Source organism: Gardnerella sp. DNF01157, assembly GCF_049244225.1.
Classification (GTDB): Bacteria; Actinomycetota; Actinomycetes; order Actinomycetales; family Bifidobacteriaceae; genus Bifidobacterium; species Bifidobacterium leopoldii.
Map to the genome: position 1 here is coordinate 1,001,091 of NZ_CP058388.1, position 16,838 is coordinate 1,017,928.

General features: G+C 37.1%; 21 protein-coding genes. 5 read left to right on the top strand and 16 right to left on the bottom strand.

Features of this window, described 5'->3' with window-relative positions; all coding sequences use genetic code 11:
• Positions 1 to 135: 135 nt before the first annotated feature.
• The 3 genes from HXT38_RS03650 to HXT38_RS03660 are packed head-to-tail and all read right to left on the bottom strand — an operon-like array spanning position 136 to position 2,970.
• The gene (locus HXT38_RS03650; protein WP_032842268.1) at positions 136 to 1,074 is read right to left on the bottom strand and encodes an ABC transporter permease; all 939 of its coding nucleotides are present in this window, start codon (positions 1,072 to 1,074) and stop codon (positions 136 to 138) included.
• Entirely contained in the window at positions 1,071 to 1,850 is a 780-nt protein-coding gene (locus HXT38_RS03655; protein WP_004104890.1) for a hypothetical protein, read from the bottom strand. Before HXT38_RS03655 ends, HXT38_RS03650 begins: the two co-directional genes overlap by 4 nt.
• 10 nt (positions 1,851 to 1,860) lie before the next feature.
• On the bottom strand, positions 1,861 to 2,970 hold the full coding sequence (locus HXT38_RS03660; RefSeq protein WP_421791656.1) for an ABC transporter ATP-binding protein: 1,110 nt from the start codon (positions 2,968 to 2,970) through the stop codon (positions 1,861 to 1,863).
• A gap of 430 nt (positions 2,971 to 3,400) precedes the next feature.
• On the opposite strand from HXT38_RS03660, the gene HXT38_RS03665 reads away from it, so the two are divergent.
• Positions 3,401 to 3,679 (top strand): type II toxin-antitoxin system RelB/DinJ family antitoxin, encoded by a 279-nt coding sequence (locus tag HXT38_RS03665; protein WP_032842270.1) that lies wholly within the window; start codon positions 3,401 to 3,403, stop codon positions 3,677 to 3,679.
• Between the two features lie 389 nt (positions 3,680 to 4,068).
• Complete coding sequence (locus HXT38_RS03670) at positions 4,069 to 4,290, top strand: IS3 family transposase (protein ID WP_217428672.1); 222 nt, start codon at positions 4,069 to 4,071, stop codon at positions 4,288 to 4,290.
• Positions 4,291 to 4,329: 39 nt separating this feature from the next.
• On the opposite strand, the gene HXT38_RS03675 is transcribed toward HXT38_RS03670, so the two are convergent.
• The 4 genes from HXT38_RS03675 to HXT38_RS03690 all read right to left on the bottom strand — a co-directional run bounded on the left by HXT38_RS03675 (position 4,330) and on the right by HXT38_RS03690 (position 7,537).
• On the bottom strand, positions 4,330 to 4,575 hold the full coding sequence (locus HXT38_RS03675) for a hypothetical protein (protein WP_004573997.1): 246 nt from the start codon (positions 4,573 to 4,575) through the stop codon (positions 4,330 to 4,332).
• 535 nt (positions 4,576 to 5,110) lie between these two features.
• Entirely contained in the window at positions 5,111 to 6,070 is a 960-nt protein-coding gene (locus HXT38_RS03680) for a hypothetical protein (RefSeq protein WP_421791659.1), read from the bottom strand.
• Between the two features lie 115 nt (positions 6,071 to 6,185).
• Positions 6,186 to 6,692 (bottom strand): GNAT family N-acetyltransferase, encoded by a 507-nt coding sequence (locus tag HXT38_RS03685; protein ID WP_004573993.1) that lies wholly within the window; start codon positions 6,690 to 6,692, stop codon positions 6,186 to 6,188.
• A 200-nt stretch (positions 6,693 to 6,892) separates the two neighbouring features.
• A complete protein-coding gene (locus tag HXT38_RS03690; protein ID WP_004573989.1) occupies positions 6,893 to 7,537 on the bottom strand; it encodes a helix-turn-helix transcriptional regulator in 645 nt (214 codons plus the stop codon).
• Between the two features lie 347 nt (positions 7,538 to 7,884).
• Here HXT38_RS03690 and HXT38_RS03695 point away from each other — a divergent pair, with 347 nt between their 5' ends.
• Positions 7,885 to 8,133 (top strand): type II toxin-antitoxin system Phd/YefM family antitoxin, encoded by a 249-nt coding sequence (locus HXT38_RS03695; protein WP_248899453.1) that lies wholly within the window; start codon positions 7,885 to 7,887, stop codon positions 8,131 to 8,133.
• Positions 8,130 to 8,507 carry a type II toxin-antitoxin system death-on-curing family toxin gene (locus HXT38_RS03700; protein WP_032842276.1) on the top strand — a complete coding sequence of 126 codons (378 nt, stop codon included), beginning with the start codon at positions 8,130 to 8,132 and terminating at the stop codon, positions 8,505 to 8,507. The genes HXT38_RS03695 and HXT38_RS03700 overlap by 4 nt, the downstream gene beginning before the upstream one ends.
• 90 nt (positions 8,508 to 8,597) lie before the next feature.
• On the opposite strand, the gene HXT38_RS03705 is transcribed toward HXT38_RS03700, so the two are convergent.
• The 4 genes from HXT38_RS03705 to HXT38_RS03720 all read right to left on the bottom strand — a co-directional run bounded on the left by HXT38_RS03705 (position 8,598) and on the right by HXT38_RS03720 (position 10,935).
• The gene (locus HXT38_RS03705) at positions 8,598 to 9,200 is read right to left on the bottom strand and encodes a hypothetical protein (protein WP_415688669.1); all 603 of its coding nucleotides are present in this window, start codon (positions 9,198 to 9,200) and stop codon (positions 8,598 to 8,600) included.
• A 182-nt stretch (positions 9,201 to 9,382) separates the two neighbouring features.
• Complete coding sequence (locus tag HXT38_RS03710; protein ID WP_004136341.1) at positions 9,383 to 9,868, bottom strand: NUDIX hydrolase; 486 nt, start codon at positions 9,866 to 9,868, stop codon at positions 9,383 to 9,385.
• Between the two features lie 190 nt (positions 9,869 to 10,058).
• Positions 10,059 to 10,550: an NUDIX hydrolase gene (locus HXT38_RS03715; protein ID WP_004573943.1), complete on the bottom strand. Its 492-nt coding sequence runs from the start codon at positions 10,548 to 10,550 to the stop codon at positions 10,059 to 10,061.
• A 46-nt stretch (positions 10,551 to 10,596) separates the two neighbouring features.
• Positions 10,597 to 10,935, bottom strand: coding sequence for a hypothetical protein (locus HXT38_RS03720; protein WP_004573940.1), 339 nt, complete (start codon positions 10,933 to 10,935; stop codon positions 10,597 to 10,599).
• Between the two features lie 129 nt (positions 10,936 to 11,064).
• Between HXT38_RS03720 and HXT38_RS03725 the strand changes: the two genes are divergently transcribed.
• A complete protein-coding gene (locus HXT38_RS03725; protein WP_415707252.1) occupies positions 11,065 to 11,868 on the top strand; it encodes a sulfite exporter TauE/SafE family protein in 804 nt (267 codons plus the stop codon).
• A gap of 530 nt (positions 11,869 to 12,398) precedes the next feature.
• Here the strand turns inward: HXT38_RS03725 and HXT38_RS03730 are convergent.
• The 5 genes from HXT38_RS03730 to HXT38_RS03750 all read right to left on the bottom strand — a co-directional run bounded on the left by HXT38_RS03730 (position 12,399) and on the right by HXT38_RS03750 (position 16,829).
• A complete protein-coding gene (locus HXT38_RS03730; RefSeq protein ID WP_004573936.1) occupies positions 12,399 to 13,010 on the bottom strand; it encodes a CadD family cadmium resistance transporter in 612 nt (203 codons plus the stop codon).
• A 951-nt stretch (positions 13,011 to 13,961) separates the two neighbouring features.
• The gene (locus HXT38_RS03735) at positions 13,962 to 15,428 is read right to left on the bottom strand and encodes an RNA-binding domain-containing protein (RefSeq protein ID WP_421791661.1); all 1,467 of its coding nucleotides are present in this window, start codon (positions 15,426 to 15,428) and stop codon (positions 13,962 to 13,964) included.
• Positions 15,429 to 15,450: 22 nt separating this feature from the next.
• Positions 15,451 to 15,771, bottom strand: a complete 321-nt coding sequence (locus HXT38_RS03740) for an SLATT domain-containing protein (RefSeq protein WP_421791663.1) — start codon at positions 15,769 to 15,771, stop codon at positions 15,451 to 15,453.
• The gene (locus tag HXT38_RS03745) at positions 15,734 to 16,006 is read right to left on the bottom strand and encodes a hypothetical protein (protein WP_421791665.1); all 273 of its coding nucleotides are present in this window, start codon (positions 16,004 to 16,006) and stop codon (positions 15,734 to 15,736) included. The genes HXT38_RS03740 and HXT38_RS03745 overlap by 38 nt, the downstream gene beginning before the upstream one ends.
• A gap of 1 nt (position 16,007) precedes the next feature.
• Positions 16,008 to 16,829, bottom strand: a complete 822-nt coding sequence (locus HXT38_RS03750) for an SMODS domain-containing nucleotidyltransferase (protein ID WP_421791667.1) — start codon at positions 16,827 to 16,829, stop codon at positions 16,008 to 16,010.
• Positions 16,830 to 16,838 lie beyond the last annotated feature (9 nt).

The window sequence follows — 16,838 nt, forward strand, 5'->3', positions numbered from 1 at the left end:
ATAGAAAGGCTATCGTTAAAAGGTTTAAGATTGGCTTGATAACCTCACTCAATAATCAATATGCCTCTAGTATTACCCACCCCTATACCCGCTAATAAAATCCTTATTTAATTAACTAAATCCCATATTTATCAGCTAAAACCCTATATTTGTTAAAGTACCTTTACGCTGTTGAACCGCAACACCAATATTCCATATGATCACACCAACAATTGCCCATAACATGCCAACAATAAGAATCACAAGTAGCGATACGCCAACATTTACAGAACCATCAATTATACTACGAGATGCTTGAGTAACATGAGTTACTGGAATCACGTATAACACGTATTGCATCATCTTAGGAAATACGCTAATTGGAGCAATCACACCACAAACAATAGGAAGTATTGCACTAAGCGCGTTAGAAATAGTATAAACATCATTCATCATCATGCTTATAGCAGCTATAGCGATACCAAATCCCGTAGAAGCAACAGGAACAATAAGGAACAACAGCATCAACACACTCATATTAATCACAAAGAAAGCACTTGGGCTTACTACAAGCATTGTTATAAACAAAGTCACAGCATCACTCACTAAAAAAATAGTCACGAGCGCAATAATACGACCGAACCATAATGGTAATGCAACTTTCGCGCTTGTAAGCACGAATGGTGTTGTGCCTTCAAAACGATCCCATGCTAGTGCTTCTGACACAGTCATACTTGTGGAAATAGAACACGCACCCATCACAGCAGCAAGAGTTGAAGCAATCAAACTATGATTAAAACCAGCGCTAGTCGCTACACTAGCTGCTCCATTGAATCCTCCGCTTACAGCTCCAGCTAGAAAAACGTATAAGAACGTGGATAAAAGAGGCTCAATAATCATACGAATAACAGCAGTATTCCAACTATTTAAGCTAGGTATACTCTGTATACTCACTCTTGCACCAGTTCGTATACTAGATAACACGCTCACGTGACCATACTGTGAATATTGATTATATTGATGCAATCTAGCGCACTTACTATTTTGAATAATTTTATTTCGCATAGTTTCAACCTGATTATTATTTCGTATCATATTATGTTCAAACTTCCATTAAGCGTTGCAAGTCGAATAGCATGACGTAACATAAAACCTGCAATAACAAGCAAAACGCTAGATAATACAACACATAACACAATCGCTAACACAGTAGTAGCATTAAACGATTGCGCATGAGCCACCCACACTGCAGACGTAAGCGGATGAATAAACGCAATAACGCGAACTGGCAATGACATTGATTCTACAGGGATTACTATTCCGCAAAGCATCCATACAGGAATTAAAATCAAACCTTCATAAACTGTAGCTTTACGGCATAATACAAAAATTCCAGATAATAATGCAGCAGAAGCTACGCAAGCAAGCATAGAAAGTAAGTATCCAACTAACTGCGTGAATGTTATCATAAAGAACCCATGGCAGAAAACAGCAACGGTAATAATCGCAAGCGGCATACCAATGCACCCAAGTAAAGCTGCGGATCCTACAATAGGAAGAAACACTGCAGCAGGTGAGATGACACTTAAAGTTAAATATTGTAATGTTCCTAAATAACGCTGGTATCCAATAATTCCAACAGCAGTAGTTGTAGCAGACCATAATCCAGCTATAGAAGAATCAACCCAAATATTATTAAGGCAGTTAGTACAATCATGAGAAAAACCATAGTAGGCAACAATTTTCATCAACGCAAAACATACTGGAGCAAGTATCGCATTTTGCAAGAAAAACGTTGTTTTTGCTAAGCTTTTAAGCTGAAACCACATGCCACGAATCACAGAAGCGTATGAACGAGTAGAAGTATTCATATTAAGCCTCCTACTTACTTAATGGGAGCAAGGACGGCGAGGAAGACAGCGTAGCAGCAGAAGTAGAAGTAGAAGTATTTGATGCAGAAATATTATCATTTTGCACAATAGCAAAATACGTTTCTTCCAAACTTGCAACGCGATCACCTAAACGCGTAATCCCATCAACAGGAATTTTAATATTTCGTTCTTGAGATACTGTTTTGCTCCACGCGATAGTAATATTTAACACTCCATGCGATTCAAAAACATCACACCACAACACTCCATCAAGTTTTTGCAATTCTTCCTTAACACTAGGAGTTCCGCTTGATAGTTCACCGTCATACGCGTACATTGTTACATGATCAATATGCTGTAAAGAAGCCAACTGCTGAACACTTCCCTGAGCGATAATATTACCGTGATTTATTACAGCAACAGTATCAGCTAATTTTTCAGCCTCACTCATCTCATGCGTAGTTAGCAAAATCGCTATTCCTTGATCTCGTAAAGCATGAATAATTTCACGTACTTTCCTAGCATTTTCAGGATCCAAACCAGTGGTAGGCTCATCTAAAAGCATAAGATCCGTTCTAGCAACCAGCGATCGAGCAATATGCAATCGCTGCCACATTCCCCTTGAAAAAGTTTGAACAGCATCATGAGCTTTATCAAGTAAATCAACTTGCTCAAGAGCATCGTGAATACACTTACCTTGCTCCCTATATGGAACAGCGGAAAGATCCGCAAAATAACGAAGATTATCTAATGCACTTAACCTTTGATAAAATCCTCGCTCACCTCCAAGAAGTAACGACACGTGCTTACGTGCTTCTCGAGGATTACTCACAGCATCAATACTGGCAATACGAACACTACCACTATCAGGAGCTAACAACGTACCAACAATTTTCACAGTAGTTGTTTTACCTGCACCATTCGGACCAAGCAAGCAAAATATTTCACCAGAATGAATATCAAAAGATACGTTATGTAAAACTTGGCGAGTTGTTTTCTTATGACCGAATCCACGAGAATAAGATCTTGTTACATTATCAATACGCAATATTAAGTTGCTAGTTGACTGCTTATTATTGTTATCGCGACTATCAGTTGCGTTTTCTATATTATTATTCATTATTATTGCTTCGTTCTTACTTGTTATTAAAGCTTAATTCTTACTGTTATTGGATAAATTTCAACAATGAAAATCAGTTAGATAAAAAGATAACGCTTGCTTACAAGAACGATAAGAACGCGCAAAAACATGCAAAAAACGTGTAAAAACCAACGCGCACGTGCAAACATAATGACAAACATCATGTGCAATGCGTGTTTAATACTGCTAAAGAATATGTATCTTAAGCTGTTTTATGTGCTTTTATATGCCTTTCAAACCGTTCTTAAGACTAGCGATCATTTGGGCAGTCATAGCGCAACACCTCATAAACTTAAATGTGCTTTACGTGGAAAATTATATGAGCATTACGTCAAAAACTCAAATATAAGCAACCACAAAACATTTGTTTAACATTTGCAATACATTATAAGTAGTTGGAAGTAATAATATGTCTAAAACTGCAAACATCAACATACGTATTGAACCAAGTGTAAAACAAAGTGCTGAAGACTTATTTGGCAGCTTCGGAATTTCCGTCACTGATGCTATCAATATTTTCTTACGAACTTCCATAATGGAAGGCGGTTTCCCATTCATAATTAAGCAGCCACAATATAACACTGAATCACTGGCTGCTATGGAAGAAGCTAGAAGAATTTCCAGAGACCCTAACGTACCATCGTATTCCTCTATGGAAGACCTTAAGAAAGCGTTGTTGCAAGACTGATGTACAACGTTAAGTTCACGAATGCCACATCAAGGCAGACTGGTTACTTGTTTATTTACTAGAGGATGATATTCTCACATTCACATTCGCACTTTTAGTAACTGCCATATCAACCAACCTCCATACACACACCATAAAATACTGTATCGCATATTGCAACACATTTGCACGAATGGGATTTTTTGACTGTCATACACGATTTTTATGTTCGCATTACTACATCAGATAGCACGATCAAGCACCGTGATGGTAGGAAGCCCCGCTTATTTTCTCGTTTGAGTTTGAACATAAAAATAGCAGATAAAGGGAAGGAAATGAATTTACACCAAAGTGAGGGCTTAATCGCTAACAGCATGCTCGCAATATAAAAATTGCAAATAACGTTCTCATTGCATAACTTTTTCGCAATTTGTTATCTAAGTCGCAGTAGCTGGGATAGTACAGAAGAATTACGTCAAGCTATTCATACTTATATTGATTTTTACAACAATCACAGAATTAAAATGGGGCTTAAAAGACAATTATGGAACATCGTGCTATGGTTGCACAAAATGTCTAAAAATTGTCCTAAGCCCCTTTTGTTTTCAATGTCAAGTAATGCTGAATGTTAAGCTTTTTTAGCTTAATAACAGCGAGTTTTCCGTGGTATTTCAACGATAACTCGGGTTTTTAGACACACTTTTTTGCCGCTTATCCTCAAAAATGGTTCCTTCATTAGGCAACGACATCGTTGTCATCAAAGCAAGCATGAACATAAGCGGACCGAGCGCATTCCCATACGTTTTGAACATCACACCAAAATCATGGCCGAATACCACCATCGACAAGTAAAGGAACATAAAATTCACAGCTGTAAACAGAACCAACTTCAGCACGAACATAAGAACCTTGTACATAAGAATATTCTCCTCACTTACTCCACGGAGTCGCACACCAAATAGGTTTAATACTCATTCTATCCAATAATTTTTTGCCATACAATTGTTGTTGTTATTTTTGATAACACATAAAATGTATAAGGTGTTCTAAGTTTTACTTATAACAAATAGAAATAGGGTTATTCCCCCAAATACTAAATTATGCAAATAGACTACAATTAGAATACTCTAATGAAACTAACCTAATCTACTGTTGTAATTAAATGATGAACTCTTGCAATAATCCCATTGGTAGTGTATGTAGCAACAAGATGGTTAAGAATGGTAAAACCAGTGCAAATAAAACACGATGGAGATATGCGAAACATGCGGCTCTTTTTTAATACAACATTGCCAAGATATAACACGTAAAAAACTGTTACATTTGTTTATGAAATGGCTGTTAAGTTTTTTAAACAAAAACTATAAATACTAATAGCAAGGAAAAAGGAAAGATATAACGGGTTACGTAGAGCCTTTTGCTTAAAGAAGAAGAAAACAGTCTTACAGAATCTTACGCAGCTACTGCGGTTCTTCTCCGTGGGTGCCACTTGATAACGAGAACAATATTGGTAAGCACAATGCCAACAACTACGCTCACCCATGCCAAACTCGGTGTAAGAAGCCAAGCGAGAACACCAAAGATCAGCAGTCGAAGCAGTACAACAATAACTAAGAAAGGCCAACTTTTTGTTAGGCATTTCTGTTGATCAGCCTTCAATGCGCCCATCAGAACCATAATCGCAGCCGCCGCGCAAGAAAATAGCATATTGCCAAAGAATATGACGAGTAGCGTGCTCCAGCCAGCGATAGTACAAAGCATCCACCATTGCAGCATCAATGCAAGCAAAAATGTAACAACAGCATATACTGCTTCCATCAGCATATTCGCAACGATTAACGATGAGAATGTTAGAGACGTACCTCTAGGAGTGTCTGTTTTACCTGCACTCGCATGCTGTAATGCAATCGTGTTTCTCACCTCGGCGCGCTTTACGCGTTCTTCTTCAAGCATTTGAACGCCAAGCTCAACCGATTTCTTTGAAGCTTCCTGTAATTGCGCATCCGTCATACCTGGCTGCCAAGGCTTTTCAAAAACAAACATCAACACACTAGTAATCGCTGCGCCAATAATAATGCTTAGCAGCGTGATATTGGAAACAAGCAATAAAGCAATACCAGAGGTCACCAGCAGCCTGAGCACGAAATCGATGATTCCAATGAGCAAATCGCCAGACCCGTCATCTGGCCTTCGATGCCTATCCCACTGCAGATACGCTGTGCTTAGCAGGGAAAACACCACAACACTCAACGCGAGTATGACCACAGTTTCCCAACCTAGTACGCGGTGCCCTACGAACTGCTGTACAAGCAGCGCAATAATAAGCGTGCAAACGCTAGCAACAGTTTCTGTAATCACATGACCCCAAAAAGCATGCTTGAAAAGCACTGGCCTTACATTCGTCTCACTCATCATCTTTCTCCAGAAAATGCAATCACGGAATATAGTGCTTTGATTATACAAAATGTCTAAAAATTGTCCTAAGCCACGATTGAGTGGTCAGTATAGATAAAATTTAATCTTTTTCCTATATATTAATCCAATACCTTCTTGTCGTAACATTTCCTCTTGATAAGCTATTTTTCACTTTGTTCTCCAAAATTCCACCATTATTTTCTATAACTTTTATCGATCCAATATTGTCATCATCACATGTAATCAAAACTTTATGTAGATTCAGAGTCTCTTTACAATATGTAAGTGCCATAGAAAGCATTTTTGTTCCATAACCCTTCATACATTCAGATTGCCTAATTTCGTACCCTATGTGACCACCATAGTTAATTAAAAAAGAATTTAATTCATGCCTAATATTAATTTCACCAATAAATTTTTCATTATCTATCAGCCAAAATGTAGTAGCTCTAACATAATTTTCAGGCAGATTTATACCATGTTCATAGTTATAAGAACTCTCTATAATTGTGTCATAATTTCTAAAACGTCTTTCTGCATTCGGCCTAAAAATTTCATCTTCTTCATTTGCTTCTATATAACCTTGAATATATTTACTATCTGGTCTAATTAATTTCATAAGTTCTCCTTATTCTTAATATGCAATTCTAATAAGAATACGATTCTATTAAAATTAGAATCCATACCAGGCTGTTTAGCCTTAATAGTATTACTATTTAAAAAAACCACACATACAAACCTTATTAAAGAAAAATTTTTTTATTTTTCCAATAAGTGCAGGCTTTTCGAATCCATAAAATTTTTCTTTCCACCTATTTACTACTTATTACGAAGAAAACCAACTTTCATAAATTCCTTATCTCCAATACGGAACTTTTTACTATTAAACGCCACTCCCATAATTCTGCTAATAATATACTCATCAGTTATAAGCACGAAATACTGCTTATCTTTTTTATCCACCAAATAATACTGATCAGCCCCAAGAGTGGAGACAGCTTTACTGAAATCATATATGCCAAACAATGGCAATCCTCCAAGGAGAGTAGAAAACCATCCAACAAAATTATCCACTATCTTCTCAGATGAACTGTTATAAGTTTTAACAACAGTTAGCATATTGATTTCTGAGTCAGGATATTCATCTAAGACAATCTGCTCTTTAATTTTCGACTTCTTAAAACTGCTCACCCTACCGTCGAAACAATATTTATTGAGATTAATAGGCTTCTTAGTAATAGAAAAATCAACGCTATTGTTCTCATCCAAAAGATAATCAACGCTCACGCTTAGAGCAGATGCAATAAATTTCAGATTCTCGATATCCGGCAAACCCCGATTCGTTTCCCATTTTGCTACAGCAGCACGAGATACCATCAATAATTCCGAAAGCTCCTCCTGCGTCAACCCAGCTTCCAGACGAGCCTTTCTAATTTTTTCTCCCAAAGATATAACGCTACTCATAACACAACTCCTTTCAAATCACTTATTACACATCATGAAATTACTTGACGGAAACCAAATTAGTATTGAAACATTTGATTTAGATACCGCCTAATTACAAACTAACAAATAATTTACAACGGAAAAAGAAACAAGATGAAACACTATAGTTACCAACTGTAACAGCATAAGAAATCAAATAATGTAGGGAACTTTTTTACGACTATTGCGACGGTTTGTTCCCCAAAACACAAGCAACTAGAGCACACATAGGCTATATGGCATTTATAAAATAACTCTCAAAATACTTAGGATTTATTTATCCTAAAATATATGCTATAATTCTTCTAAAAATGGAGGTTATTGATATGAATGTAAATACAGACACGCTCGTTTCTATTTCTGAAGCCAATCAAAACTTTTCCAGGGTTGCGCGTCTTGTTGACACATACGGATCAGCTGTTATTTTGAAAAACAACGCTCCTCGCTACGTAATTTTAGAATTCCCAAAAGCCAAAACTGAAAAAGTTACTGTTCCATCAGACGATGAAGTTATGGCTTTATCCAACATGTTCATCAAAAAGAACAAAAAAGTTTATGAGGAACTTGCCAAATGAAGTATTTAACACGAGAACAGGTGATTAAACTTCACCAGGCTCTGATTGAAACAAGTGGTGGTTCTTCAGGTATCCGAGATGTAGGAATGCTTGATTCTGCATTAAAGACTCCACTGCAAACATTTGACGAGAATGAACTTTTCCCATCTGTCTTAGATAAGGCAGCCCGTCTAGCTTTTGGTCTTATAAAGAACCACCCTTTTATTGATGGCAACAAGCGTATTGGCACACATGTCATGCTAATCTTTCTGGCACTCAACAACATTATGTTGTCTTATAAAGATGAAGAACTGATTGATATTATTCTCAAAGTTGCATCAGGCAAGGCAAATGAAAATGACTTTTACACTTGGATTAAAAATCACCAAGCCTAATACTCCGACATTTAAAAACATTTTTAGAATATGCCAAACTCTATTTCGTGTGACTAGTCAAAGTAGCGGACATAAAACACCACAACAGTATTACTTCACTACAGCTTTTCCATTCAAGCAGTGCACAGCATAGTGAGCACATCCATTTGTTTTGCGCCCAAGATCTGCTTTATGCTTATCACAAACTTCAGCCATACCATTCTCACAAACTACTTCAAGACATGCACCCTTGGTAATTTCTCCTTCTAAAACACTCGTACCATTTAACGTATCCACCATGCAAGAAACAACAACCTTAACATTATGCGCCACAGCAGAACCATTAAGACACTTTAGAAAAACACCATTCGCCTGAGCATTCCTTGCTTCCACCCTGCCATTATGAACTTCTGCATAAATCTTGTCAGCTTTAATATCTGCTACTAATACTTGATTCGACTCAGCTTCAATCTCACAAAAATCAACATTCTCCGGCAACGTAACAATGACCTCAGGACTGCCTTTAGCAAGCCACTTAAGCCAGTAAAAAGCCGACACTTTTTCTGTTTGAACGAACTTTATACCGTCTTGATTTTCTTCAACACAAAATATATCTTTTTCACAATTAACATAACTAATACTAAAAGAATCAGCTCTTCTGACCGTTAAGCTAACATCTTTCGTTTTTGCTACAAACTTCCTACTATTCGTCACTTGAACAACTTCCTTGTTAAATATCGGGTTATAGACCAAAAATCAAAAGACCCGACTTGGTCCGCATTGTTAAGAGGCGCGTCGGGTACTGTTAATTATTGTAATATATTATTGGTGGTTATTTGTCAATTTCAATGAAATAATGTTTATGTAACGATCTCTTACCATAATAGCGGGATTCATTAATATCTTTCATCTGAAATTATATGCTCTATTCCACTGTGCTCCGATTTAAGATATTCTTTCATAAATGTCGGGTAAGCCTTGCACTTATCAAGCTCATCTATAGGTAACCAATGCATTGTCTCTTTAGCACCTGACTCTGTAGTGCTTTGGCTCGTAAAATCTCTTTTGCCCATGGGCTTCATCATGTAGTAGAATGTCAGCTCATGGAAGTCTACCCCTTTTAAGCCAGAGCTGCCGATGAAGAAGTTCTCATGTATGACAGCAAGATGATCGACCTCGTAATTAAGACCTGTCTCTTCAAATACTTCTCTCTTGACGGCTTCTTCTGATGTCTCGCCCATGTGAACCGCTCCGCCAACTGAGTAGAAATAGTCGTCCTCATCATTTCTTGCAAATAGCACACAACCTTCTTCGACTATGATGGCTGCTGCTCTATATCTAAATGCTTTTTTATCATTAATAAATCCGCAATTATGTTCCATAGTTTACTCCTTCATTTTTTATCTAATGACTGTGACTTATGGTTCAAATGCAAACAAGTTCCCAATCTGAATTGAAAACCCAAGTGATTGATACATTTGTATATCACATTGTGCACAAGCAACAGTAATTGAACTTATTGCACTCGACCCTAGAGCGTTGATATCTTCCCTCAAACAGCCAAACTTGAATTTATATATCTACTGTTTTAATAAGTTTGATTGCCCTTGATGATACTAACTCGTCTTGGCTCATTTCCAAAAGGCTCTTTTTATCTACCCACTTATAATTAACCGTTTCTCCTTTTTGAAGAGCAATTGCATTTTTCTTACAATCGGTTACGCATAGATATTCAACATAAAGAGAGTGGTAAACATCCTGCACAAATCTTCCGATCTCCATAATATTTGAAGCTTCAATACCTGTTTCTTCTTTTAATTCTCTTACTGCACATTCTAATGGTGTTTCATATTGCAATGCAGAACCACCTGCTGTCAACTCCCACATTCCACCGAATTTCTTTTCAAAATCTCTTTGCATAATAAGGTAAGTCCCATCTATATGTTTAACAATTACTTCGCCCACCAAATGATACATGCCGTCAGGAATTGGTTCTCCTCTCACTAATGTAATATTCTTTAATTTATTAAATTCTTTATCATACGCATCCCAAATCTCAGCCATAAAACCCTCCATAAGGCCTGATTGTCAATTTCATTAAATATGAATTTTATCTTTCTCCAGTGGATACAAAGCCATTGTTCACTTCTACATAAAGCTTACCAATCTCAATATCCGTGATGAGCACTTGATTAGAATCAGATTCAACCTCGCAAACTTCCACATCATGTGGCAAACTCACAACAATTTCAGGCATACCCTGAGTAAACCACCTCAGCCAATTCGAAGCTGAAACTTTTTTAGTTTGAATAAGCCTTATAACATTTTGCGCTTCCTCAACCCTCAATATATCTTGTTCACAGTTAACAAAGCTCACACCAAAAGTATCAGCACGTTTCACCGTTAAACGAACATCTTTCGTCTCTGCGATAAACTTCTTATTATCCATTACTTACGTTAATTAGATAAATAAATACATAAATTACAATTGAACTAGTATAGAAATATTCTATTTTTCACATAATATAGTAAAAGTAGTGAATAAAGTACGAGGAGGTAATTTGTGAAGAAAAGATATATGTTGAGAAATATTTTTAAAATCAAATATAATTTCCAGAATATTGTTTTAATCGTTTTCATTGGACTATTAGCAGGTTTCTTATCAGGATTGTTCGGTGTAGGTGGAGGAATGGTGATAGTTCCTGCATTAACTGTTTTTATGAAATTTGATCAGCGTCATGCTAGTGCTACTTCTCTTGTTGCCATAATTATAACGTCGCTTTGTGGAAGCATTGTTTACGGTTTAAACGGCAAAGTGTCATTTTTATCAGCATTTTTTCTAATAATAGGTTCAGTTTTCGGATCACAAATTGGGGTATATTTTTCACATATTTTGCCTAAAAAAATATTTCCTTGGTGTTTTATACTTTTTGTATTACTAGTTATATGTTCTAGTCAAATTTGGATTCCGTTAAGAAATGTAGATTTTAATGTTAGTTTTTTAAAAGCTATATGTCTTATATTTATAGGCGTTGTTTCTGGTATTTTTTCAGGTATTTTAGGCGTTGGTGGCGGAGGAATTATAGTGCCATGCGTGCAACTTTTGCTCGGCATGGGAGACCTTATGGCAAGAGGAACTGCTTTGCTTGTCATGCTTCCTACAGCTATAAGTGGTAGTATTGCTAATGCTCGTTACCATTATACTCATTTTACTGAAGGAATTATTATCGGTATTTTTGCGACATTTACTGTAAACTTAGGCGCAATAATTGCGCGCAGTATTTCACCTTTTATATGCAATATATTGTTTTGTATTTTTTTGTTCAGCGTATGCTTACAAATGATATTAAAAACAGGTATTTTAGCTAAGAATAAGCGTTAAATATGTAAAGTCTTTGACTTTTATTTATTTGAAAAAATAGTTTTGAATATAAAAAGTGGGGCTTAGATTTAAGCCCCACGATATAGGAGAATGTTATAAAGTAACTTTTTACAATTATGCCATTTGAGTAACATCTCTTTTTGCTTGTATAAATTTTATTATCATGTTTTTTGCGTAATAAATAATTATGCAAACTATACTGTATATCTCCACTTCACCACCCTGGGTGCAAAGTGGGTGCACTTTTTAACGTTAACATCCTGTGCACTCGACCCTAGAGCGTTGATATCTTCCCCCAAACAGCCAAAACACGCTCAAAAACCACAAGAACTCAGCCTAAAGCCGCCACTCACTAAACCTTTTAACGATAGCCCTCGCTAAGCCCTGCTACACAAGGACTAAAATGCACCCACCTAATCAGCCTCCTACATCAGATAGTACGATCAAGCGCCGTGACGGTGGGAAGCACCACTTATTTTTCTCGTTTGAGTTTGAACATAAAAATAGCAGATAAAGGGAAGGAAATGAATTTACACCACTTTTAGGACTTGACCTATGAAATAATTAATAGTTCCATTTTCAATCAATATATAGAGACCGAGTCCAATAAACACGACAGGTACAATTACTTTTTCGTACTTTTCCACAGTCTCTCCGATAGCAGAAATTGAGGCGAGATTTTGAGATAATTTGCATAGAATCAAAATACCTAAGGCAAATATTACTAAACTTATACCAATCTCAATCAAACTCTTTCCTGTAAAATAAGGGATATAAATTCCTAAATTATCTCCACCCATTGCCACTGTTAAACTTGTAAATGCTAAGATTTTTGATCCATTTCCGGTAATTTTCCCCTCGATATCTTCTTCATCAATATCTTCATCCACAAAAATTGCTCTTATACCAAGACCTAGCGGAATTAGACCAAGGAGTCCGATAATCCAATCTTGTGGAATAAAATTTAAAAAGTAAGCGGCAATAAGACTAGCCAGTACAAGCAGTCCTGTACCTAAATACTGCCCTACATAAATTGATTTCAAACCTTTCTTTCCTTGACTAGCGAATAAAATAGTCAAAACAACTAAGTAGTCAATGGATGTAGAAACAAAAACTAATAAAGCGGATACTATTGTTTCCATTATTTCTCCTTTCAAAATGTTTAATGTTTATAGCCAATCAAAATTGACTGCACACACATTGTGCCTCGGCAGTTGCCAATGGAGACATTTTAAGAAATAACTTCACAATTTTCCCACCTTTCCTTGAAATATTACTTGTGAAATTTACTTAAACTATATGATTTTGTCAAATATGCTGATAGATATCCACGCAAACTGTGAAGATTGAAAATATATAAAATTAGATAGACCAAACATTATTCATCTAAATAAAGCCATTGTTTTCAAAAGTCTTATAGTCTATTATTTTATTTTCTTGACAACAAACAAATTGATTCTAAATGGATTGAGAGAACGGGTAGTATAGCTACACTTTTTTGAGTGCACACTATGAACATTGTGTGCACTTTTTAACGTTAACATCCTGTGCACTCGACCCCAGAGCGTTGATATCTTTCTCAATACAGCCAAAACACGTTCAAAGACCGCGAGAACCCGCTTAAAGGCACCACAGGCTAAACCTTTTAACATTCAACCGCGCTAACCCTTGTTTCACAAAGAAAAAAAAACGAATCAACTAGGCTGCAAGCACAGTAAAAATCATCAAAACGATATCTTGATTCAGTGCGATTTGCAAAGGAGCGCCACTGATTCTGTATGGCTCGACTGCTTCATCTTAATGTCGAGTGTATAGCCAAATTCGTGCTCGTTCGCAGGAATTACTCAAAGCGTGTTTTTGCCCGGAAACACACCGATTTTTGCCCTCATACATTCTCGGAAACAGTTCAAAGGCCATGTTCCTACCTATGATATGCAAATCCGTAGATTTAACGTTCGTTTCAAGACTTCGCTCTGAGGAAATAAGTCCGAAATCCCATCGTCTCAACATACCTATTTGTGAAACCAAAACTGTACATTGAATGTCCGTTTTCCTCTATTCGATATATGGTTTCTGTCTCCAATGGTCGCTTTTTAATCTTCAATGTTCACTTTTTTATATTTCTGGTTCCTACTGTTTGGCTTATCCGGTATCGTCATTTCTATTTTTCCTGCACTAAGCAAAGGAACAAGATACCTTTCTCTGAAATTCTTGCTATCCGTAAGGCCAAGGTAATCCATCATCTCACGCTTACTTCGCGGTGTACTGCAAAAATCAATTAATCTCAATAACCTTTGTTCCAGATCTTGGGGGGTGACTTGATGGGTATCTTGAGGGGCGACTTGTGGGGTACCTTGGGTAATCGGCCCGACCGTGGCAGTTGCAGCCTCAGAAAGAGGAATCACTGTCGTAAAAACATCTGCCTCTGTAAAGACAGGCTCTCCACCAGAATACATCTTCGTGTATTTATAGCTGTTGCGCATACCGCTTCCCAGTTCGTCAGCAAGACCAATCTCACGGAACACTTTTGCTATCGGCGGATTCTTTGCGAATGGCTTGAATGTTTTCAGATTCAAGTTTCCGTGCCCATGCGCAAGGTTCGCATTCTCTGTTGTAATCTTATCCCGTTCAATGACAAGCTTCGGTACATATCCACTGGAAAAATCACGGTGCATGAGCAGGTTGGAAATAATCTCACGCAGGATTTTATCTCTGGCACTTATCCGCTGGACACCATCCAATGTAAAAACATCATTCAGATGCTTCTTTCCAAATTCCATCAGACGATCATAACTTTCAATCAGGTTTGTGATCACCACGTCCCTGTCATCATAACGATCAACATTGAACACTCTGAAAATAGCGTCTGTCTTATGCTGAGGTAACACGGACATGATACGGTTATCCGTACCAAAGAGCAAGATTGCCGCAAGTGTGATACCTTCTTTGTTTGTTTCCGGATCCTCAAGTATAAGCCCACAGCTTCTGAGCATCTCCTCATCCGTCATGTCAACCCACGGATGGTGCTCAGTATTCACTCTCGTCATTCTCCTTGCTCGATCCATAAGATCATGGCGAAGGCTTGAAACCGGGATGGCAGGGTAAACCTTATTCACAAAATAGGTACTTTGCTTACGAGCATAAAGGTTGAAAACCATATCCGCATTATCTGTAATATCGATGTCAGACTCATTATTGCGATCAAATATTCTGCCCGCATTACGATAAACGGTTTTTCCAACCGGGACATAGACATAAAGAACAATACGCCCATCAATCTCATATTCCTCTGTAGTCAAATAGAGTGGCGGATACATTTTTCTCTCATTGTTGATCGTAGTAACAAAATTTTTCTTCATCTGCTCAACGCAGTCTTTATCAACACCGAGAATCGTCCCGTTATCCTTCACACCAAAGAAAATATGACCGCCATCCCGATTAGAAAAAGAACAAACAGTATCGTAGACATCCTTCGTAATATCTGTTGTTGATTTTTTGAATTCGACTGTCAGCCCCTCGCCCTGACGAATCAAGTTCATCAAATTTTCAGGGAGTATCATATAACTCACCCCTTTCGATTATTCACTTATCAATTCCATTAGGCAAAATGGAATCAACCTCGTTCTCCTTAAAAGTCTGTTCTTCTTCCTTTTGCAAAGCCTTCTGCGCAGCCCTGTAGCTTCTCTCATCAGTTGCAGGATAATTATTATTGACTTCTGAAACTTTATTACAAAGAACATCTCTCTTTTTTTGTATCTCACTATCGTCAAGCACTTCAAAATCAACTAATAAGGAAACATACTCTTCTCGAATACCCCACAACACATTTGCTGCATTTCGATGCTGGCTTACTTCATTTTGAATCTTACATTCCTTGGCATATAGATTTAGGCACAAAGACAATACAGCAGTAATTCCACCTATCCATGTCGATATGACCTTGTTTGTTATAATGCTGTAAAAAAAATCCGCAAGAAGAAAGTGCGGTCAATATAATCTGTGCATTCTTCACATACTTATTTTCTTTCTCAAGTCGATCAGCTAATTTGTGATGCGCAGTATATGTGTATATAACTTTTCCACAAGCATCCTTTATTTGATTTTTTAATCGTGCCCTATAGCTTTTATCACTTTCCATTTTACTCCGATACCATTTTATTTAGGATCTTGCCGAGGACATACCATCCCTTTGTAGTATCAATCGACATTCCGCTTCCGGGAGCAGATAGACTTGGCGCAGATATTCCGTTGCATGGAATATGATTATAATAATTAAGTAATGCCTGTTCATACGATATTTGTTGGCTTGAGGAATTGCTATCTCCATCCGTAAAATGCCATTCTCCCATCGCAACATATACAAAGGAATCAATTAAAATTCCTGACAGATGATAGCTCGAATAAGAATCATCTCTGATCATTCTTATGTGCTTACAAGTAGCACACAATAACCCATTAGATGAGCTGTTCTTTTCCTTCATTGCTTTTTGCTCAGACTTAGGATCTGTTGTTCTCCAGTTTCCTCCCATATTCGTATCTGGATATTTGTATGAAACACTACCACCCCAACTTGTCTGCGGAAACGCTGGTAACACTTCAAATTTCATACCATCAGAAAAGGCAATTTTAACAACCTGACCATCTGCCCTAATATCGCTTCTTGAATAGGGAATTTCAATCGCATTCTTCACAGTCTGTAAAAGTCGAGATTGCCCATTCCCTTTAGAATATGAGTACCGATTATATTCATCTTCCGGAATTTCAACAAGTATATCTATGTCACTTGTATTTATTGCTGTGTTTCTTCCATAAGAACCAACATAGAGACTATGTGTGGTTTCACTCGTTGAATTCCAAAACTCTTGATTTATAGCTTTCGTAACCGTATGATATCTGCTTGCTATGCTTTGACGCGTTACTAAAGGGATAATGTTATCATGTCTTATTACGTTTGAACTCATAATTATTTC